Origin of the sequence: Novosphingobium huizhouense (assembly GCF_020179475.1) — a bacterium.
GTDB classification, from domain to species: domain Bacteria; phylum Pseudomonadota; class Alphaproteobacteria; order Sphingomonadales; family Sphingomonadaceae; genus Novosphingobium; species Novosphingobium huizhouense.
In genome coordinates this window covers 375,586-393,445 of the sequence record NZ_JAILXZ010000001.1, presented here as the reverse complement: position 1 = coordinate 393,445, position 17,860 = coordinate 375,586, and the positions used below count along the sequence as shown (strand labels likewise).

The 17,860-nt window shown below is 70.3% G+C and carries 19 protein-coding genes; 9 read left to right on the top strand and 10 right to left on the bottom strand.

Annotation, left to right across the window (positions count from 1 at the left end):
* Nucleotides 1-79: 79 nt before the first annotated feature.
* From K3A85_RS01985 to K3A85_RS01970, 4 genes are all read right to left on the bottom strand, one after another.
* Entirely contained in the window at nucleotides 80-1,009 is a 930-nt protein-coding gene (locus tag K3A85_RS01985; RefSeq protein ID WP_225204820.1) for a mechanosensitive ion channel family protein, read from the bottom strand.
* Nucleotides 1,006-2,235, bottom strand: coding sequence for a cystathionine beta-lyase (gene metC / locus K3A85_RS01980; RefSeq protein WP_225204819.1), 1,230 nt, complete (start codon nucleotides 2,233-2,235; stop codon nucleotides 1,006-1,008). The genes K3A85_RS01985 and metC overlap by 4 nt, the downstream gene beginning before the upstream one ends.
* A gap of 68 nt (nucleotides 2,236-2,303) precedes the next feature.
* Nucleotides 2,304-3,149, bottom strand: a complete 846-nt coding sequence (sseA, locus tag K3A85_RS01975; RefSeq protein WP_225204818.1) for a 3-mercaptopyruvate sulfurtransferase — start codon at nucleotides 3,147-3,149, stop codon at nucleotides 2,304-2,306.
* 107 nt (nucleotides 3,150-3,256) lie between these two features.
* Nucleotides 3,257-3,907, bottom strand: coding sequence for a hypothetical protein (locus K3A85_RS01970; RefSeq protein ID WP_225204817.1), 651 nt, complete (start codon nucleotides 3,905-3,907; stop codon nucleotides 3,257-3,259).
* Here K3A85_RS01970 and K3A85_RS01965 point away from each other — a divergent pair.
* A complete protein-coding gene (locus K3A85_RS01965; RefSeq protein WP_225204816.1) occupies nucleotides 3,906-4,403 on the top strand; it encodes a hypothetical protein in 498 nt (165 codons plus the stop codon). The genes K3A85_RS01970 and K3A85_RS01965 overlap by 2 nt on opposite strands.
* A 234-nt stretch (nucleotides 4,404-4,637) precedes the next feature.
* Nucleotides 4,638-5,093 (top strand): preQ(1) synthase, encoded by a 456-nt coding sequence (queF, locus tag K3A85_RS01960; RefSeq protein ID WP_225204815.1) that lies wholly within the window; start codon nucleotides 4,638-4,640, stop codon nucleotides 5,091-5,093.
* Nucleotides 5,094-5,153: 60 nt separating this feature from the next.
* Here queF and K3A85_RS01955 read toward each other — a convergent pair whose 3' ends face one another.
* Entirely contained in the window at nucleotides 5,154-5,588 is a 435-nt protein-coding gene (locus tag K3A85_RS01955) for a hypothetical protein (protein WP_225204814.1), read from the bottom strand.
* A gap of 252 nt (nucleotides 5,589-5,840) precedes the next feature.
* Between K3A85_RS01955 and K3A85_RS01950 the strand changes: the two genes are divergently transcribed.
* Nucleotides 5,841-6,722 carry a DMT family transporter gene (locus tag K3A85_RS01950; protein ID WP_225204813.1) on the top strand — a complete coding sequence of 294 codons (882 nt, stop codon included), beginning with the start codon at nucleotides 5,841-5,843 and terminating at the stop codon, nucleotides 6,720-6,722.
* 9 nt (nucleotides 6,723-6,731) lie between these two features.
* Here K3A85_RS01950 and K3A85_RS01945 read toward each other — a convergent pair whose 3' ends face one another.
* Nucleotides 6,732-7,397, bottom strand: coding sequence for a TetR/AcrR family transcriptional regulator (locus tag K3A85_RS01945; RefSeq protein ID WP_225204812.1), 666 nt, complete (start codon nucleotides 7,395-7,397; stop codon nucleotides 6,732-6,734).
* Nucleotides 7,398-7,833: 436 nt separating this feature from the next.
* Here K3A85_RS01945 and K3A85_RS01940 point away from each other — a divergent pair, with 436 nt between their 5' ends.
* Both K3A85_RS01940 and K3A85_RS01935 read left to right on the top strand, forming a co-directional pair.
* On the top strand, nucleotides 7,834-9,060 hold the full coding sequence (locus K3A85_RS01940) for a cytochrome P450 (RefSeq protein ID WP_225204811.1): 1,227 nt from the start codon (nucleotides 7,834-7,836) through the stop codon (nucleotides 9,058-9,060).
* A gap of 71 nt (nucleotides 9,061-9,131) precedes the next feature.
* On the top strand, nucleotides 9,132-9,875 hold the full coding sequence (locus K3A85_RS01935; protein WP_225204810.1) for an SDR family oxidoreductase: 744 nt from the start codon (nucleotides 9,132-9,134) through the stop codon (nucleotides 9,873-9,875).
* 3 nt (nucleotides 9,876-9,878) lie between these two features.
* On the opposite strand, the gene K3A85_RS01930 is transcribed toward K3A85_RS01935, so the two are convergent.
* On the bottom strand, nucleotides 9,879-12,200 hold the full coding sequence (locus tag K3A85_RS01930) for a tetratricopeptide repeat protein (protein WP_225204809.1): 2,322 nt from the start codon (nucleotides 12,198-12,200) through the stop codon (nucleotides 9,879-9,881).
* A 112-nt stretch (nucleotides 12,201-12,312) separates the two neighbouring features.
* Nucleotides 12,313-12,888 (bottom strand): TlpA family protein disulfide reductase, encoded by a 576-nt coding sequence (locus tag K3A85_RS01925; RefSeq protein WP_225204808.1) that lies wholly within the window; start codon nucleotides 12,886-12,888, stop codon nucleotides 12,313-12,315.
* 52 nt (nucleotides 12,889-12,940) lie between these two features.
* Here K3A85_RS01925 and argH point away from each other — a divergent pair, with 52 nt between their 5' ends.
* Genes argH through K3A85_RS01905 form a run of 4 tightly spaced genes read left to right on the top strand, consistent with a single transcriptional unit; the run spans nucleotide 12,941 to nucleotide 16,635 of the window.
* Nucleotides 12,941-14,317 carry an argininosuccinate lyase gene (gene argH, locus K3A85_RS01920; protein WP_225205984.1) on the top strand — a complete coding sequence of 459 codons (1,377 nt, stop codon included), beginning with the start codon at nucleotides 12,941-12,943 and terminating at the stop codon, nucleotides 14,315-14,317.
* Between the two features lie 5 nt (nucleotides 14,318-14,322).
* Nucleotides 14,323-14,580, top strand: coding sequence for a hypothetical protein (locus K3A85_RS01915; RefSeq protein WP_225204807.1), 258 nt, complete (start codon nucleotides 14,323-14,325; stop codon nucleotides 14,578-14,580).
* 20 nt (nucleotides 14,581-14,600) lie between these two features.
* Nucleotides 14,601-15,860 (top strand): diaminopimelate decarboxylase, encoded by a 1,260-nt coding sequence (lysA, locus tag K3A85_RS01910; RefSeq protein WP_225204806.1) that lies wholly within the window; start codon nucleotides 14,601-14,603, stop codon nucleotides 15,858-15,860.
* A gap of 1 nt (nucleotide 15,861) precedes the next feature.
* Complete coding sequence (locus K3A85_RS01905; protein ID WP_225204805.1) at nucleotides 15,862-16,635, top strand: precorrin-2 dehydrogenase/sirohydrochlorin ferrochelatase family protein; 774 nt, start codon at nucleotides 15,862-15,864, stop codon at nucleotides 16,633-16,635.
* 294 nt (nucleotides 16,636-16,929) lie between these two features.
* Here the strand turns inward: K3A85_RS01905 and K3A85_RS01900 are convergent, their stop codons facing one another.
* On the bottom strand, nucleotides 16,930-17,340 hold the full coding sequence (locus K3A85_RS01900) for a PaaI family thioesterase (protein WP_225204804.1): 411 nt from the start codon (nucleotides 17,338-17,340) through the stop codon (nucleotides 16,930-16,932).
* Nucleotides 17,340-17,831, bottom strand: coding sequence for a PaaI family thioesterase (locus tag K3A85_RS01895; protein WP_225204803.1), 492 nt, complete (start codon nucleotides 17,829-17,831; stop codon nucleotides 17,340-17,342). The genes K3A85_RS01900 and K3A85_RS01895 overlap by 1 nt, the downstream gene beginning before the upstream one ends.
* Nucleotides 17,832-17,860: the final 29 nt, after the last annotated feature.

Genomic DNA, 17,860 nt, shown 5'->3' with positions numbered 1-17,860 from the left:
ATGATGAGGCTCAACGCGTTATCCTCCCCTGGAAGGGGAGGGGGACCGCCCGGAGGGTGGTGGAGGGGTAGTTCCGCGATCAGCCCTCGCGTTTGCCGGCGAGTATCCGCGCCACTTCGCGCAGGCCGTCGGAATCGCGCAAGTGCACGTCGCTCTGCGGGAAGGGGATCTCGACATTGTGTTCGCGGAACAGGTGCCAGGCGGCCTTGAGCACCTGGCTGCGCACGTTCACGACACCCATCTCGGGATCGCCGATGGTGCAATAGACCACCATCTCGATCGCATTGGGCCCGAAGCTCGACAGCAGCACGCTCGGCGGCGGGCTGGCGAGCACGCGCGGGCTCGATTTCGCGGCCTCGATCAGCAGCCGCTCGGCCTGGTCGATGTCGCTGCCATAAGCGATGCCGATGGGGATCGAGACGCCGACCTCGCGCGAGGAATAGGACCAGTTCTCGACCTGGCTGGTCATCAGGATCTCGTTCGGGATCAGGTATTCGCGGTTGTCGCGCGTCGTCACCGATACCGCGCGCAGGCCGATCTTCTTGACCTCGCCAAAGGTGTTGCCCTTGCCGTCGTTGACCGCGATCACGTCGCCGGGCTTGATCGAGCGGTCCATCAGCAGGATGATCCCGGCGATCATGTTGCCGAAGGTCTTCTGCAGGCCGAAACCGATGGCGAGGCCGAAGGCGCCCGAAAACACGGTGAGCGCGGTCAGGCTGATGCCGAGCACGTCGATCGCGGTGAAGAACGCGAGCGCCCAGACCGCCATGGTCACCAGCTTTTCGGTAAGCACCTTCTGCGTCGGGTCGAGCGTGCCGATCCGGCGGACCATGATCCGGGCAATGCGGGCGGCGAGCCGCGCGCCGTAGAAGGCGCAGAGCACGACGAAGGCCATCCACACCGCGTTGAGCAGCGAGATGTGGTAGTGTCCGATGTCGATCGAGACCGAATCGATCGCCTCGCGCGCATCGCGCAGCGCCCGGGCAAGTTCGCGCATCTGCCGGTTCACAGCGCCGCTTCCCACGCCGCGAGCCCGCGCTCGAGGTCGGCGATGAGGTCGCCCGTCTCCTCGAGCCCGATCGACAGCCGCACGCCGAAGCGGTCGGCTTCGTCCATGCCCGGGAGCGGCCAGCGCGAAGCGGTGCGGATGCTGGCAGGATCGACCGGGGTGGCTAGGCTCTCGAAGCCGCCCCACGAATAGCCGATGCCGAACAGGCGCAGCGCATCGATCAGCGCGTCGCGCGCCTGCGAGGTTCCGCCGCTGAGCACGAAGCTGAACAGCCCGCAGCCGCCGGTGAAGTCGCGCGTCCACAGCGCGTGACCGGGCGAGCCGGGCAGCATCGGGCAGAGCACGCGGGCAACTTCGGGCCGCGCCGCGAGCCATTGCGCGATGGCCGCAGCGCTCCTCGTCTCGGCCGCGAGCCGCAGGTGCATCGTGCGCAGGCCCCGCAGCATCAGCGCGGCGTCGTCGGGCGATACGACGTTGCCCAGCCCCTGCGCGCGCAGGCGCAGGCGGCGGTACCAGTCGGAGCCGGCGCTCGCCGAACCCATCATGCAGTCCGAATGGCCGGAGACGTGCTTGGTCAGGCTCATCACCGCAATGTCGGCGCCGTGTTCGAGCGCGGCGAAGCCCAGCGGCGAGGCCCAAGTGTTGTCGAGCACGGTGACGATCCCGCGCGATTTCGCGATGGCGGCGAGCGCGGGCACGTCCTGCACTTCCATCGTCAGGCTGCCCGGGCTTTCGAGCAGCACGCAGCGCGTCCTGTCGCAGATCGCCGCTTCGAAGCCCGCAATGTCGGCGGGATCGAACCAGCGCGTGGTGACGCCGAAATCGGCGAGCAGCCCGCGCCCCATCACCCGGCTCGGCTCGTAGGCGTTGTCGGTCATCAGCAGCACGTCGCCAGGCCGCAGCACGGTAAGCAGCGCGCCAGCGATCGCCGCGACGCCGGAAGGATAGAGCACCGTTCCGGTCGCGCCAGGCTCGAGTCTCGTCAGCGCATCGGCCAGCGCCCACTGGGTCGGCGCGCCGCGCCGTCCGTAGTAGAACTCGCCGTCCTCGTTGGCGGGATGCGCCCGCAGGGCGGCCATGTCGGGATAGAGGTGCGTGCTCGCGCGCCACACCGGCGGCGCCACGACCGCGCCGGGATGGTCGGGCGTGCCGGTCCATTCGGGGCGGCGCCCGGCGCCGGCAAGACGGGTGCCGGGACCGGCGCTAGCGCTTTCGTCGTGAGCCATCCGCGTTCCTTAGGCGCAAACTGCAGCGATGGGAATCGCCGCAAGGCCGCCCTTGTCGGGAGCAGCAATCAGCGCGCCGGGCCGGTCTCCACCGGCAGCGCGGGGTCAGCGCCCCATTCGGACCACGATCCGTCGTAGAGCGAAACGTCGCCCTTGCCGAGCAGGTGCAGCGCGAAGATCAGTACGTTGGCGGTCATTCCCGATCCGCACGAGGAAATGACCGGGCGATCCAGCGCCACGCCGGCCGCCTCGAATGCGGCGCGCAGGGCGTCGGGCTTCTTCCAGGTGCCGTCAGGGGCGAACAGGCTGGCGTAAGGCACGTTGCGCGCGCCCGGGATGTGGCCGCTGGCAAGACCCGGCTTGATTTCGGCCACATCGCCGGTGAAGCGGCCGGCGCCGCGAGCATCGACCAGCTGTTCGGCGCGGCTGTCGATGTTTGCCAGCACCTGCGCCTTCGAGCGCACGTGGCTCTGGTCGCTCCACACGGTGAAGTGGCGGTGACGCAGGGTCTCGCGCCCTTGCGCGCAGGGGCGCCCCTCGGCCTTCCACTTGGCGATGCCGCCGTCGAGCAGCGCGACGTTCTGCGCGCCGAACATCGTCAGCATGAACCAGGCGCGGGTCGACGACTTGATCGGGCTGTCGTCGTAGACGACGATGCGGCTGCCGTCGCCGAGCCCCAGGCTCTGCATGCGGCTGGCGAAGCGTTCGGCGCTGGGCAGGGTGTTGGCGACCGGCGCGTTGGGATCGACGAGGTTGGCAAGGTCCATGAACACGGCGCCCGGGATATGACAGGCCTCGTATTCGAGACCCGCATCGCGCGCGTGCTCGGGAAGAAAGGCGCTCGCGTCGACCACCCGAAGGTCGCTCGCGCCCATTTCGTCCGCGAGCCACTGGGTAGTGACCAACGAATCCATCATGTGCTCCTGCCTGCGTCCCGGACCGTCTTTGCGCTCTCGGTAACGGTCAGGATACCCGGCGCACGGCCATGCGTCGACCCCTGAAACGGTCGGCTTCGAAACGTTCAGGCGGCGGGCAGCGCGAGCGGCCGCTGCCCGAGGTCGGCCCAGATGCGCGGGCCGAGGTCGAGCCGGAAGGGCTGCAGCCGCGCGGCTGCCGGCTTTGCCTCCTGGCCGACGAGCCAGGCCGCGCGCGCCCGCACGGCCCGCCCGTCGGTGGCGCTGGCCCAGGCGTCGAGCCGCGCGAGCGGCACGAACAGCGCCTGCTCGGCATGGCGGATCGGCATCACCGCGGCGAGCGGGAGCTTCATTTCGCCCTCGAGCACGACCTCGCCGCCCGGCTCGAGCCGGTCGATGCGATGGATCGGCGGAAGTTCGGGGCCGACGAGGCCGAGCTGCTCCTCGACCGAGCGCGAGGCATGGGCCGCGATCATGTCGCCGCCGATGGCGATGTCCTCGAGCGGCTCGCGCCCGCGGTTGAGCGCGACGATGCGATAGGCGAGCGTGGTGTTGACCAGCGTCGCCGACAGCCGCTTCGCCTGAAGCACGAGCACCAGCGGGTCGCTCTCGCGCGAAGCGTCGGCGCGCGGGCGGGGCGGACTGGAAGGCGCAGGCACGGGTGCGGATGTGGGGGCGGGCGCGGGCGCAGCCGTCGCCTCGGGCGAAGGCGCGGGCAAGGGCTCGACCGGTTCGGCGGCCGGCACGGCACGCGGCATGTCCGGCAGGGCCGGCGCACGACGGCGGCGCAGCGCGATTGCCCCGCCGACAAGCGCGAGCGCTGCGCCGCCTGCGGCCCACGGCCACCACGCGGGCAGGACGGCGCCCGGGCTCGCAGGCGGCGCGGCGGGCTCGGGTGTCGGCTCGGCGCGGACGACAGGCGCTGCATCGGCCGGGCTGCCGGCGGGCGTGGGGGCGGGCGCGGGAATGGGGGCAGGCGTGTTCGACCCGGGCGCGCTGGGCGCAGGCGCAGCGCCTTGCGCGGGCGCAGCGCCCGGCACGACCGGGGGCGCCACGCGGGGCGTCGCGCGCGCCCTGCTCGTCGCGGCAGCCGAGGCGGTGGCGGCCGGTGGCGGCAGCACGATCGCCGGAGCGGGGCTTTCGGGCGAAGGCGTTGCGGTCGGGCGCGGGGTTGCCACCGTGGGCGGGGTGCCGCCTTCCTCGACCGGGCCTGCCGCGCGCGGGGCAGGGGAAGGGCTGGCGGGCGGCAACTGATAGTCGCTCGCCGGCTGCGCGCACGCCAGGGCTGGCGCAAGCACAATGCCCGCAAGGCCGGGAGCGATGCGCCGAGCTGTCACGATCCGATAGTCCCCGTCTGTCCGTTGCCTGTCCCGCCAATGCGGGGGCGGCTGAATAACGGCTGAATCGCGATGGCGAAACCGCCGTCTTGCCTCTGCCGGGCGGCAGGTGCATGGGCGTCGCATCATTGCATCACAGGAGCCAGCCGTCATGGCCGAAACCGGTCCGCTGCACCTCGGGCAGACCAGCAGCCTGCCTGCCTCGCCGCACGAAGCGGTGCTCGACTACGTGCCCAATCCGCGCAAGGGCACGCTCTATCTCGTGCGCTTCGTCAGCCCCGAGTTCACCTCGCTGTGCCCGGTGACCGGGCAGCCCGACTTCGCGCATATCGTGATCGACTACGTGCCGGGCGAAACCATCGTCGAATCCAAGGCGCTCAAGCTGTTTCTCGGCTCGTTCCGCAACCACGCGGGCTTCCACGAGGACGTGACGGTCGGCATCGGCCAGCGCCTGTTCGAGGAAATGAAGCCGCAGTGGCTGCGCATCGGCGGCTACTGGTATCCGCGCGGCGGCATCCCGATCGACGTGTTCTGGCAATCCTCGGCGCCGCCCGAAGGGCTGTGGCTGCCCGACCAGGGCGTGCCCTCGTACCGCGGTCGCGGTTGAGGAAAGCGTCGGGCAGGCCATCGGTCCCGCCCGACTTTACCGCGCTTACCAGCGCCCCACTTACCAGCGATAGTCGGGGCGGCGGCGGGTTTCCGCGTCGATGGCGTGGCTGATCTGCATGAAGCGGTCGCCGGTGTCGCGCGCGCCGCGCCAGTCGCGGTAGCGGCAGGCCTGGCGTCCGCGGTCGTCGAGCCGGCGCAGGTCGTAGCGCATGCGATCGGCCACGTCGCGGCGCAGGCGGCCGTACTGCCGCTCGCGGTCGATCCGCTGGTTGATGACGGCCATGAACCGGCCGTTGCAGGTCCGCTCGACCAGGATGCGGTCGCGCTCTCCGGGCGCATAGACGCTTCCCGGGCGATTGTCGCCGCCCCAACCGGGGCCGCCCCAATGGCGCTGGTTCCACCAGTCCTGCGATTGCGCCCGCGCCGCAGGGGCAAGGCCCATGCCCAGCGCGAGTGTGGCGAGCGCGGTGATCGTACGCTTGTCTGCTTTCATGGTCCCACTCCTTGCCGGCCATCCGCTGGTCCGGCTTTGCATGGTCTGCCGCACCGATCCCGGCAGATCGCTGAACGCGCGGTTGGCAACCGTTCATCGTAGTTCGCGGGCGCCTTGCCCGCGCGCGCTGCCGATCGAACCAGCGGCCGGGGCCAAGGTCAATCGCCCTGTGGCGCCAGCTAGGGTTTGCGCAACGACCGCCGGGTAGTTAAGCGCCCAGGCAATTCCAGCGGCGAGGTGGCCCGAGTTCCGATGCGACTGCGCGATTTTCTCCTGCTGGTGGTCGTCTGCGTGATCTGGGCGATGAGCAACGTGCTCAGCCGGATCGTCGTGGGGGAATGGATGGTGCCGCCGCTGTTCTTCGCCGCGGTGCGCTTTGCGGTGGTGATGCTGGCGACGCTGCCCTGGCTGCTGCCGATGCCGCGGCCGGCCTGGCGGATGATAATCGTCGGCATGCTGATGGGCGGGGGCAACTTCGCCGTGCTGTTCCTCGGCCTGCGCACAGTAACGCCGTCGATGGCGGCGATCGTCGTGCAATCGAGCGTGCCGATCACCACGCTGCTGTCGGTGCTGATGCTCGGCGAGCGGATCCACTGGCGCCGGGGCCTGGGCATCACGCTGGCGCTGGCAGGCGTGCTGATCGTCGTGTGGCAGCCCGGGCTGCGGCTGTCGCCCGGGGTGCTCTACATTCTCGCCGCGGCCTTCGCGGGGTCGCTCGGCGCGGTGCTGATGAAGCAGATGGAGGAAGTCCCGGCGATCCGGCTGCAGGCCTGGGTCGGGCTGACCTCGCTGCTGCCGCTCGCGCTGTTTTCCTGGCAGTTCGAACACGACCAGCTCGCGCTCGCGCTGGCGCACGGCTGGCGCTTCGTCGCCGCGGTGGCGTTCTCGGCGCTGATCGTCTCGGTCGGCGCGCACACCGCCTACTACGGGCTGATCAAGCGCTACGAGGCGAACCTGATCGCGCCGCTCACGCTGCTGACCCCGCTCGCGACGATCGCGCTCGGCTACCTCGTCACGCATGACCGGCTCGATGCGCGGATGCTGCTGGGCGCCGCGATCGCGCTGGCTGGCGTGCTGATCGTCGCGCTGCGCCGCAGCGCCGCTCCGGTCGCGCAGGCGGCCGAGCATTCCTGACCGCCCCGCTCAGGCGTGGTAGAGCCCGCGCACGACGTCCGAGACGAGGCCGTTGAGCTGTTCGATGCGCGCATCGCCGAAGGTCGGGCGCTGCAGCAGCATGCCAAGGTGCGCGCAGGTGACGAAATCGCTGGCGAGCTTCATCGCCTCCCAGCGCGCGCGCCACTGCGGGAAGCTCTCGATCATTTCCGAGACCCAGACCTCGTCGTAGCGCCGCGCCGCCGGCTCGAACACCGCGCGCAATGCGGCGTCGCTGCGGGCCGCGACCGCGAGTTCGACATAAGCGGCATATTCCTCGCTCTGCATGCTGCGCCAGTGCGCGGCAGTGGCGATCTCGACGAGGTTGTCCTCGCCCGCCTGCGCGATGCCGGAGAGGTAATCGTCGAGGAACAGCCGCATCCGTGCGTAGAAGACATGCTCGACGACGGCGGCGACGAGGTCGTCGCGCGTCGGGAAATGATGCTGCATCGCCCCGCGCGAGATGCCGAGGTGCGCGGCGATGCGGTGGGTGGTGAGCCCGGCGTAGCCGCCGCCGAGCAGGCAGGCGATCGCCGCCTCGACGATGCGCAGCCGCGTGCGCGTGCTCTTCTGCTGTTGCCAGCGCTCGGGTTCGGCCTCGAGATCGGCCGGGCGCAGCGCGCCCAGCATCCGTTGCTGCATCGTCGATCTCGCCATGCGACCGCGGCCCTCCTGCCCATGTCCTGCAACAGCGCACGATGGTGCGCAACGGCTACCTGATCAAAGGCATAGTTTGCGTGGGGGCGCTCTGCGCGCAAAAAACCATCCGATCGGACTTTTATTGTCCGCAGATGGGGTGAACGGCGGTCACGGCCCGGCCCCCTCGGAGGGGAAACCGGCATGACGATGCATTGCCCGAAGCCCTGGCGCGACCTTTGCCCGCAACGGGCGACGCAATCCTCCCTGGCCCCGGCCGGTTCGTCCGGCCGGGGCGCTTTTTGGCGCCGCCGCGCACTCCGGTCCGGCATCGTCGCCCCTCTCCAATTTGACCGTTGTGGGCCTGTGCGTTTCATGACCTCCTGCCCCCGGCGCAGGTGCCTCGGCCCGGCACGCTGCCGCACGCGACAGATGGGCCGCACCCCGGGAGAGTGACATGGCAACCCTTGCGCCGCATGATCCGTCCCCGCCGTCGCACGTGCCTGCCGGGCACCTCGTCGACGTCGACGTCTATGCGCCGCCGCGCATCGCCGAGCTCGGCTTTCACCGCGCCTGGCGCGACCTTCAGGCAAGCAGCCCGGCCGTCGTCTGGACGCCGCGCAACGAAGGGCACTGGATCGCGCTCTCGGGCGAAGCGCTGCGCGACGTGCAGTCCGACGCCGAACGCTTTTCCTCGCGGGTGATCGTGCTGCCACGCTCGGTCGGCGAGGGCCACGGCCTGATCCCGACGACGATCGACCCGCCCGAGCACCGCCCCTACCGCGTGCTGCTCAACGCCCACCTCAATCCCGCCACCGTGCGCGGGCTGGACGAGGGCATCCGCCGGACCGCGATCGAGCTGATCGAGGGATTCGTCGCCGACGGCGGCTGCGACTTCACCGCGCGCTATGCCGAAATCTTCCCGATCCGCGTGTTCCTCGCCATGGTCGGCCTGCCCGAAAGCGAGGCGCCGACGATCCGCCACTGGGCCTCGTGCATGACCCGGCCGGGCATGGACATGAGCTTCGACGATGCACGGCAGGCCTTCTTCGATCGCCTCGCCCCGCTGGTCGACGAACGCCGCGCCCAGCCCGGCGAGGACATGCTGAGCGCGATGATGGCAGCGCAGATGCCCGGGCTCGATCGCCGCATGACCCGCGACGAGGCGCTCAAGCTTTCGACCCAGGTGCTGATCGCCGGGGTGGACACGGTGGTCAACTTCCTCGGCTTCGTCATCGTCGAGCTGGCGCGCGATGGCGCGCTGCGGGCGCAACTGCGCGCCATGGGCGGCAACCTGATGCCCGCCGTGAACGAGTTCTTCCGCCGCTTCGGCCTCGTCACGATCGCCCGCGAAGTGCGCCACGACATTGCCGATTTCCACGGCGTCCCGCTCAAGGCGGGCGAGATGATCTGCATCCCGACGCAGGTCCACGGTCTCGACGAAACGCTCAATCCCGATCCGCTGGCGATCGACTTCGCCCGCCGCCGCGCGCCGCATTCGGCCTTCGGCAGCGGCCCGCACATGTGTCCAGGACAGGAACTGGCGCGCAAGGAAGTCGCGATCACGCTCGAGGAATGGCTGCGCCGGATTCCCGACTTCGCGCTCGGCGCCGACGCCGATCTTTCGCCGGTGCCGGGCATCGTCGGCGCGCTGCGCCGGGTGACGCTGACCTGGCCGGCGTGACGCGGCGCCTTCAATCGCAACCGACGCAACGCAACACAACGCAACGCAACGCAACGAGGAACGACAGGACTATGGGCAAGATGGATGGCAGGGTCGCGCTGATCACCGGCGCCGCCTCGGGGCTGGGCGCCGAGGATGCGCGCGTGCTGGCGCGCGAAGGCGCCAAGGTGGTGCTTACCGACATGCAGGCCGACCAGGGCCGCGCGGTCGCGGCGGAAGTCGGTGGGCTGTTCCTCGAACAGGACGTGCGCGACGAGGCGCGCTGGCACGAAGTCGTCGCCGAGACGCTCAGGGCCTATGGCCGGCTCGACACGCTGGTCAACAACGCCGGCATCGTCCGCTTCGGCAATATCGAGGTGCTCCCTTACGCCGACTACAAGCTGCAGATCGACGTGATGCTCGACGGCACCTTCCTCGGCTGCCAGGCGGCGATCCCGCACATGAGCCGCGACGGATCGGGCTCGATCATCAACCTCGCCTCGATCGGCGGGATGAAGGGGATGAGCGCGATCCCCGCCTATGCCGGGGCCAAGGCCGGGATCATCGGCATGACCCGCTCGATCGCGATCCACTGCAAGGAGCAGGGCTACCGCATCCGCTGCAATTCGATAGCGCCGGGCAGCATCGTCACCCCGATGACCGCGCAGGCGCTGGCCGAACTGCCCGAGGACGGCGAGGGCACCGGCGGCCACACCCACCTCCAGGGTATGGGCCAGCCGGTCGATATCGCCAACATGGTGCTCTACCTCGCCAGCGACGACGGCAAGCACGTCTCGGGGGCCAACATCGTCGTCGACAACGCCGAGATTGCCTGAGGATCAGGCGAGCGAGACATCCTCGGGCGGCAGGCCGGCCAGGCGCCGCTCGTGGACCGCGACATAGGCCCGTTCGAGCGCCGCGGTATGGCCCGCGGTGTCGAACAGCGGCGTGGTCGTGCGGTTGGCGGCAAGCCTTGCTCGCGCCTGCGCCAGCCGCGCCGGATCGCGCGCGAGATCGAGCGCCAGCGCCTCGTAGGCGACGTCGTCCGGCGCGATCAGCTCGGGCAGCCCGACCGCGTGGAGCAGGCTCGCCGCGACGCGTGCGGCGAAGGCGCGGCCCGGGCGCGTCACCAGCGGCACCCCCGCCCACAGCGCATCGCTGGCGGTGGTGTGGGCGTTGTAGGCGAACGTATCGAGGAACAGGTCGGCGCGGGCGAGGCGCGCAAGGTTGTCGGCCGGCGCCGCCCAGTCGGCATAGACCAGCCGCGCCGGATCGATCCCGCGCCGCTCCGCTTCGCGCGCGAGGTTGGCTTCGGCAGCCGGTTCTGGGCGCAGCAGCCACAGCACGCTGCCCTCGACCGCGCTGAGCAGCCGCATCCAGATGTCGAACTCGCGCGGGCCGATCTTGTAGAGGCTGTTGAAGCAGCAGAACACGAAGCCCTGCTCGGGCAGGCCCAGCTCGGCGCGGGCCGGGGCGTGCGGCGCAATCGCGCGGGCATCGTCGTTGGGCTGGTAGCTGCCCGGCAGCACGATCAGCCGCTCGCTGTAGTGCGCCCGCTCGGGCTTCGGCACCACCGTGGCGTCGGCGACGAGGTAGTCGAGAAACGGCGCGCCGCTGGTGCCGGGAAAGCCGAGCCAGCTCAGCTGCACCGGCGCGGGCCGATGCGCGAAGATCGCGGTGCGGCCCTGGTAGGTATAGCCCTTGAGGTCGACCGCGATGTCGAGCCCGTGCGCGCGCGCCAGCGCGGCGACCTCGGCATCGCCCATGCCGCCGACCTCGACCAGCCGGTCGACCTGGCCCGCCAGCGTCTCGCGCACCGCGCCGCCGGGGTTCGAGCCATAGGAATAGGCGGTGATCTCGAAGCGGCTGCGGTCGTGCGTGCGGAACGTGCCCGCCATCAGGTGCATCGTCGCATGGTCGTGGAAGTCGCCGGAGAAATAGCCGATGCGAATGCGTCCGTCCGCGGCTGCCGGCGGGTTGACCGGATCGGCGACGCGCACCGACCACTTGCGCGCATAGAGCGCGGCGCGCGCGGCCTGGCGCGCCGGGTCGTCGTCGATCGCCAGCAGCGAACCGGGCGAGACCGGCGCGTTGCCCATGCCGAGAGTGTCGGCATGGGCGGCATAGTCGTCGAGCGCGCGCCAGTCGGCGATCTGCATCTGCGTGCGGATCTTCTGCGCGCGGTCGAAGTCGGGATCGTCGCGCAGCGCGATGGCGTGTTCCAGCGCCGCGATCGCCGCTTCGTTCTCGCCCAGGTCCATCAGCGCATAGCCGCGGTTGGCGTGGAGCGTGCCGAGATGTTCGGACTGCGCGCCGGCCTGGACCGTCGCCAGTTCGAAACAGGCGAGCGCGCGCCCGACGTCGCCCTTGTGGTGCTGGACCATGCCCAGCCGGTTGAGCGCCTCGATCCGGGTCGAATCGAGCGCAAGCGCCTGTTCGAGCGCATCCTCGGCGCGCTCAAGATCGCCGTTGTCGAGCAGGATGCCGCCGAGCCGCTCGTAGAGGTCGGCATCGCTCGGCGCGCGAGTGATCGCCTGGTTGAGCGCGGCGAGCGCCTGTTCGACGTCGCCGCGCAGCTCGTGGCCGGTGGCAAGGTTGGTCAGCGCCTCGACGTGGTCGGGCTCCAGCGCCAGCGCCGCGCGCAGCACCTCGATCGATTCGTCGGCACGGCCCAGCGCCTGCAGGCTGATGGCGAGGTTGTTGCGCGCAGCGACATTGCCGGGATCGGCCTCGACCACGGCGCGCAGCGCCGAAACCGCCTCGTCGAAGCGCCCGGTCGCGTGGAGCGAGACGCCGCGCAGGGCCTCGGCTTCGTGCCGCGTCGCCGCGTCGTCGCCCGCCGCCTTGCCCGCGTTGGCCAGCGCCACCAGCGCTTCCTCGTGCCGGTCGAGCTGCTGCAGCGCCGCGCCCAGCACGAGATGCGCCTGCGCATCGCGCGGCCGGGCCATCGCCACCGTCGCGAGCGCCGGTACGGCAAGGTCGAACCGGCCCGCCGCGCCGTAGAGCGCGCCGAGCACGTCCTGCGCCGCGCCGTCGTGCGGCCAGCGCTCGGAAAAGCTGGCCGCCGCCTCGAGGAACTGCTCGAGCGGACCTTGCTGGAACAGGCCGATCAGCCAGGAAATGTCGTCGCTGGTGGGCGGGGGCGTGGTCAGGGTCTGCATCGGGCACCGGCTGGTCGGAGGAGGGTTGTCCGCCGCGCTTATGGCGCTGATGTTGCAGTCCCGTGGCGAACGCCGCCCGGGGCAGCAGCTCTGCCCGGAGCTCTGCCCGCCTCTACCCGCCGAGCACGTCGCCGAGCAGGGCGGTGGTGCGCGCGCTCGACCAGTCGTGCGAACCGATCATCCGCCACACCTCGCGTCCCTGGGCGTCGTAGAGCACGCTCGTCGGCAGCATGCCGGTGTTGTAATGGAAGCCCAGCTGGTTCTCGGGGTCGAGCCAGGTCTCGAGGTGGGCGAACTTCTTTTCGGCGAAGAGCGCCTTGACCTTCTCCGGCTGGCTCATGTCCTGCGAGATCGTCACCACCCGCAGCTTGCCCGGGTACTTGCCGGCAAGCGCGTCGAGCATCGGCATCTCGAGCACGCACGGGCCGCACCAGGTCGCCCACAGGTTGACGAGCACCGGCTTGCCCTTCAGCTCGGCGCTGCGCAGCGTCCTGCCGGCGGTGTCCTGGAACGCGAAGTCGGGCATGGCCGCGCCGCGGTTGGCAATGTCGAGCGTGCCGTTGAAGCCCTGCTCGCCACCCTGGCCGGGGGCTTGCGCGCTTTCCTCGGTCGCAGCGCCGCTCGACGGTTGCGAAGGGGGAGGGCTTTGCCTATCGCACCCGGCGATCCCCAGCGCGAGGGGCAGCATCAGCAAGGCGGGCGAACGTAGCGAGATGAGCGGCAATTCGGGCTCCAACCAGATGTGGGGCGGGCGCTTCGCCGCCGGCCCTTCGGCCATCATGCGCGAGATAAACGCCTCGATACCCTTCGACAAGGCGCTGTGGCGGCAGGACATTGCCGCGTCAAAGGCCCACGTGGGCATGCTCGCCGCGCAAGGCATTGTCACGTCCGAGGATGCCGAGCTGATCGCCGGCGGGCTCGACCGGGTCGCGGCCGAATACGAAGCCGACGGCGTCCCCGAGAACTGGGATCTCGAGGACATCCACATGACCACCGAAAGCCGGCTCGCCGAGCTGATCGGCCCGGTCGCCGGACGCCTGCACACCGCGCGCAGCCGCAACGACCAGGTCGCGACCGACTTCCGCCTGTGGGTGCGCGACGCCATCGACCAGGCCGATGCGGGGCTGCGCCAGCTCCAGGCCGCGCTGGTCGAGCGCGCCGGGGACCATGCCGACAGCATCATGCCCGGCTTCACCCATCTCCAGACCGCGCAGCCGGTCACGCTCGGCCATCACCTGATGGCCTATTACGAGATGGCCGCTCGCGACCGCTCGCGCCTTGCCGATGCGCGCAAGCGGATGAACCGCAGCCCCTTGGGCGCCGCGGCGCTCGCCGGCACCGGCTTTCCCATCGACCGCTTCCGCACGGCCGAGGCGCTGGGCTTCGACGGGCCGACCGACAACAGCCTCGATTCGGTCTCGGACCGCGATTTCGCGCTCGATTACCTGATGGCCGCGGCGCAATGCTCGCTCCACCTTTCGCGCCTGGCGGAAGAGTTCATCATCTGGGCGAGCCAGCCCTTCGGCTTCGTCACGCTGCCCGACAGCCTCTCGACCGGCAGCTCGATCATGCCGCAGAAGAAGAACCCCGATGCCGCCGAACTGGTGCGCGGCCACGCGGGCCGGATCGTCGGCTGCCTCACCAGCCTGATGATCACGATGAAGGGCCTGCCGCTGGCCTATTCGAAGGACATGCAGGACGACAAGCCGCCGGTGTTCGAGGCGGCCGGCCTGCTCGCGCTGTCGATCGCGGCGATGACCGGGATGGTCGCCGAGGCGAAGTTCCGCACCGACCGCATGCGCGCCGCCGCGGAACTCGGCTATGCCACCGCGACCGACCTTGCCGACTGGCTGGTGCGGCAGGCAAATATCCCCTTCCGCGAGGCGCACCACATCACCGGCTCCGCCGTGAAGCTTGCCGAAAGTCGGGGCGTCGCGCTCGACCAACTGCCGCTCGCCGACCTGCGGGCGATCGATCCGCGCATCGACGAGCGGGTCTTTGCCGCGCTGTCGGTCGAGGCGAGCGTCGCCGCGCGCGCCAGCCATGGCGGAACCGCGCCCGCCGAGGTAAGGAAGAGGGTCGCCGAGGCGCGCGCCGCGCTGGGGCTGGAGGACTGAACGCCATGGCTGCGCCGCGCACCCGCTCGATCCTGTTGCTGGGCATCCTGGGCCTTGCGCTGTCGGCCTGCGGCAACCGCCGCGAGCTCAAACCGGTCGCCGGCCAGGTGCTGCCGCCGGCGCCCTACGGCCGGGCGGACAAGCCCGACCCGGACGACCTGTTGCGCGTGCCGGTGCAGGCCAATCCCGAACGCAGCGTCGAGCTGCGCAGCCGTTCGCAGGACAGGGCCGACGATCCCTTCAACCTGCCGCCCCAGGACTGATCTTCTTCAAGGTTTCCAAGATGGACCACTTCCACCCGGTCGTCGGCGTGCTCCACGCCGAAGACGTGCCCCTGCCGCTGATCGCCGCCGAAATCGGCACGCCGGTCTATGTCTATTCGCGCGCCACGCTGACCCGCCATGCCCGCGTGTTCCGCGATGCGCTCTCCGTCCTGCCCTCGGCGCGGATCGCCTTCGCGGTCAAGTCGAACCCCAACCTCGCGGTGCTCAAGGTGCTCGCCGCCGAAGGCTACGGCGCCGATGTCGTCTCCATCGGCGAATTCGAGCGCGCGCTCGCTGCCGGCATGGCGCCCGACAGCATCGTCTTTTCGGGCGTCGGCAAGACCGAGGCCGAAATGGTCCGCGCGCTCGAGGCCGGGTGCGGCCAGTTCAACCTCGAAAGCGAGGAAGAGGGGCTCGAGCTTGCCGAGATCGCCCGCCGCCTCGGCAAGACCGCGGCCTGCGCGCTGCGCGTCAACCCCGACGTCGACGCCGGCACCCATGGCAAGATTTCGACCGGCAAGGCCGAGAACAAGTTCGGCGTGCCCTACGACCGCGCCGCCGCGATCTATGCGCGGCTGAGCCGCACCGAAGGCCTGCGGATGCGGGCGCTCGCGCTCCACATCGGCAGCCAGCTCTCCAGCCTCGAACCGCTCGAGGCCGCCTTCACCAAGGTCGGCGGGCTGATGCAGGAGATCCGCGCGGCGGGCTTCGAGGTCACCCATATGGACCTCGGCGGCGGGATCGGCGTGCCCTACAAGGCGGGCGAGGTCTTCCCGCAGCCGCAGGACTATGCCGCGATGGTCGCGCGCGTGACCGGCAACTGGGGCGTCACGCTGATGTTCGAGCCGGGCCGCGTCATCACCGGCAACACCGGCGTGCTCGTCACCCGCGTCGTCCGCGTCAAGGAAGGCGCGACCAACCCCTGGGTCGTGGTCGACGCGGCGATGAACGATCTCGCCCGGCCCGCGCTCTACGACGCCTGGCACGATTTCGCCGCGGTCGAGCCCACGGGCGAAACCTTCACCGCCAACATCGTCGGCCCGATCTGCGAATCGAGCGATACCTTCGCCATGGCCCGCGAAATCGACACCGTGAAGCGTGGCGACCTCGCCGTGTTCCGCACCGCGGGGGCCTATGGCGCGACGATGGCCAACACCTACAACTCGCGACCGCTCGTCCCCGAAGTCATGGTCGATGGCGACAAGTGGGCGGTCGTCGCCGACCGCATCGAGCCGGCGACCATCCTTGCCGCCGAACGCGTGCCCGACTGGCTTGCCTGACATGCTCAGCAGCCTGCCCCTGTTCCATCGCCTGTCCGGCCAGCCGGTCGTGGTGCTGGGGCAGGGCGAGGCGGCCGAGGCCAAGCGCCGCCTCGTCCTGCGCGCCGGGGCGCTGGTGCTCGACGATCTTGCCGAAGGCATCGACAAGGGCGCGCGGCTCGCCTTCATCGCGCACGAGGATGAGGCCTCCGCGCAAGCCGATGCGATCCGCGCGCGCTGCGCCGGGCTGCTGGTCAACGTCGTCGACCGCCCCGCATTGTGCGATTTCACCACGCCCTCGATCGTCGACCGCGATCCCGTGATCATCGCCGTGGGCACGGCGGGAACCTCGGCGGGCCTCGCCAAGGCCGTCCGTCTGCGGCTCGAGCGCCTGCTCCCACAAGGACTGGGGCGGCTGGCCGAAGCCCTCTACGCTGCGCGGGCTGCGCTCAAGGTGCGTTTCCCCACCGGCAGCGACCGCCGCCGCGCGCTCGACGCCGCGCTGGAAGAAGGCGGCGCGCTCGACCCGTTCCGCGAGGTGGGCGCCGATGCGGTCGCGCAATGGCTCGAAGGCGCGGGAGGCAGCACGGTCGCGCGCCATGTCATCACCCTGCGCAGCCTCGATCCCGACGACCTGACCTTGCGCGAAGCGCGTCTGCTGGGCCAGGCCGACGCAGTGATCGCGCCGGTTGGCGTGCCGCAGGCCGTGCTGGCGCGGGCCAGGGCCGATGCGGCGCGGTTGCCGGCGGGGGCCGATGCTGTGGGCCTGGTCGTGGAACTGCGGTTGCCGGACTAGCCAGCGTGGACAAGTTCAGTCGTGAGCGGAACGGCCGGGATTGGTGGAAAGCGGACGTGCGCTCTGTCCCGCATCATCCTCCCCTGACAGGGGAGGTGTCGCCTCGCATGAGGCGACGGAGGGGTAGCCGCCACACGCGAACGGTCGCGTTCGCCGTTACCCCTCCACCACCCTTCGGGCGGTCCCCCTCCCCTGCCAGGGGAGGATGGGCGAGAACGTCCGCAACTGGGCGTAACCGGTCGTTCGGATTTGTCGGCGTACCCGGGAGCCTCTGTCCCGATGGGCAGGGCAGCCCTATTCCGCCGCCACCTTCTTCGGCGCAATGAGAAAATTCATCCAGCAGCTCGCCACCGGCTTGGTCCGGTCGGCCTGCCAGGCTTCGACCCGCACGTTCGCCACGCGGCGCCCTGCGCGCACGACTTCTCCGGTGGCGAAGATGCGCTCGGGCAGGCCGCCGCGCAGGAATTCGATGCTGATGTTGACCGGCTTCAGGCGCACCTGTGCGTCGATCCCCTCGCGCTCGAGGTGCGCGTGGAGCGTGGCGAAGCCCGCCATCTCGAGCAGCCCGCCGATCGCGCCGCCGTGGAGATAGCCGGGGCGGCCGGTGTTGCGCTCGGAAAAGTCCATCGCGATGACCGGCGCGCCATTCTCGTCGTGATCGGTGAACATGCCCATCGACAGGGCATAGGGCGGCAGCGCGACCATCACTTGGCTTTCATGAATTGCGGCGCCTCGACCAGCATGAAGATGCCGGCGGCATGCGCGACGGGGTCGGTCAGGTCGCCATCGTGGGCGATCCCGCGCACGAAGGCCATGCTCCGCGTCGTCTGGTAGCACTCCGCGCGCGCCACGATGGTGCGGCCGGGGACAGCGGCGCGGACGTAGTCGATGCGCAGGTCGAGCGTCACCTGCGGGCGGAACTTCTTCATCCGCGCCGCCGACGACATCGACGTCGCGTTGTCGAGCAGGCTGATGATCGGGCCAGAGGCCATCACCCCGGTTTCGGGGTCGCCCACCAGGTCCTCGCGCCAGGGCACGGCGAGTTCGATCCAGTCGTCGCCGTGCGCCACGTACTGCATGCCGAGGAAACCGCTGTGCCCGCGGAAGTTGATCATCTTCGCCCACCGCTGCGGGTCGAAGTTCTCTTCCTTGATCATCCGCGCGACGAACGCGGCGTGTTCCCGATCCTCTGCCATCCCCGTTTCCTGCGCTGGACGGGCGGCCT

Coding starts and splice junctions, on each gene's coding strand:
- metC (WP_225204819.1), bottom strand. CDS start 2,235: ATGGCTCACGACGAAAGCGCTAGCGCCGGTCCCGGCACCCGTCTTGCC.
- sseA (WP_225204818.1), bottom strand. CDS start 3,149: ATGGATTCGTTGGTCACTACCCAGTGGCTCGCGGACGAAATGGGCGCG.
- K3A85_RS01965 (WP_225204816.1), top strand. CDS start 3,906: ATGTCCGGCAGGGCCGGCGCACGACGGCGGCGCAGCGCGATTGCCCCG.
- K3A85_RS01970 (WP_225204817.1), bottom strand. CDS start 3,907: ATGCCGCGTGCCGTGCCGGCCGCCGAACCGGTCGAGCCCTTGCCCGCG.
- queF (WP_225204815.1), top strand. CDS start 4,638: ATGGCCGAAACCGGTCCGCTGCACCTCGGGCAGACCAGCAGCCTGCCT.
- K3A85_RS01955 (WP_225204814.1), bottom strand. CDS start 5,588: ATGAAAGCAGACAAGCGTACGATCACCGCGCTCGCCACACTCGCGCTG.
- K3A85_RS01950 (WP_225204813.1), top strand. CDS start 5,841: ATGCGACTGCGCGATTTTCTCCTGCTGGTGGTCGTCTGCGTGATCTGG.
- K3A85_RS01945 (WP_225204812.1), bottom strand. CDS start 7,397: ATGGCGAGATCGACGATGCAGCAACGGATGCTGGGCGCGCTGCGCCCG.
- K3A85_RS01940 (WP_225204811.1), top strand. CDS start 7,834: ATGGCAACCCTTGCGCCGCATGATCCGTCCCCGCCGTCGCACGTGCCT.
- K3A85_RS01935 (WP_225204810.1), top strand. CDS start 9,132: ATGGGCAAGATGGATGGCAGGGTCGCGCTGATCACCGGCGCCGCCTCG.
- K3A85_RS01930 (WP_225204809.1), bottom strand. CDS start 12,200: ATGCAGACCCTGACCACGCCCCCGCCCACCAGCGACGACATTTCCTGG.
- K3A85_RS01925 (WP_225204808.1), bottom strand. CDS start 12,888: ATGCTGCCCCTCGCGCTGGGGATCGCCGGGTGCGATAGGCAAAGCCCT.
- argH (WP_225205984.1), top strand. CDS start 12,941: ATGTGGGGCGGGCGCTTCGCCGCCGGCCCTTCGGCCATCATGCGCGAG.
- K3A85_RS01915 (WP_225204807.1), top strand. CDS start 14,323: ATGGCTGCGCCGCGCACCCGCTCGATCCTGTTGCTGGGCATCCTGGGC.
- lysA (WP_225204806.1), top strand. CDS start 14,601: ATGGACCACTTCCACCCGGTCGTCGGCGTGCTCCACGCCGAAGACGTG.
- K3A85_RS01905 (WP_225204805.1), top strand. CDS start 15,862: ATGCTCAGCAGCCTGCCCCTGTTCCATCGCCTGTCCGGCCAGCCGGTC.
- K3A85_RS01900 (WP_225204804.1), bottom strand. CDS start 17,340: ATGGTCGCGCTGCCGCCCTATGCCCTGTCGATGGGCATGTTCACCGAT.
- K3A85_RS01895 (WP_225204803.1), bottom strand. CDS start 17,831: ATGGCAGAGGATCGGGAACACGCCGCGTTCGTCGCGCGGATGATCAAG.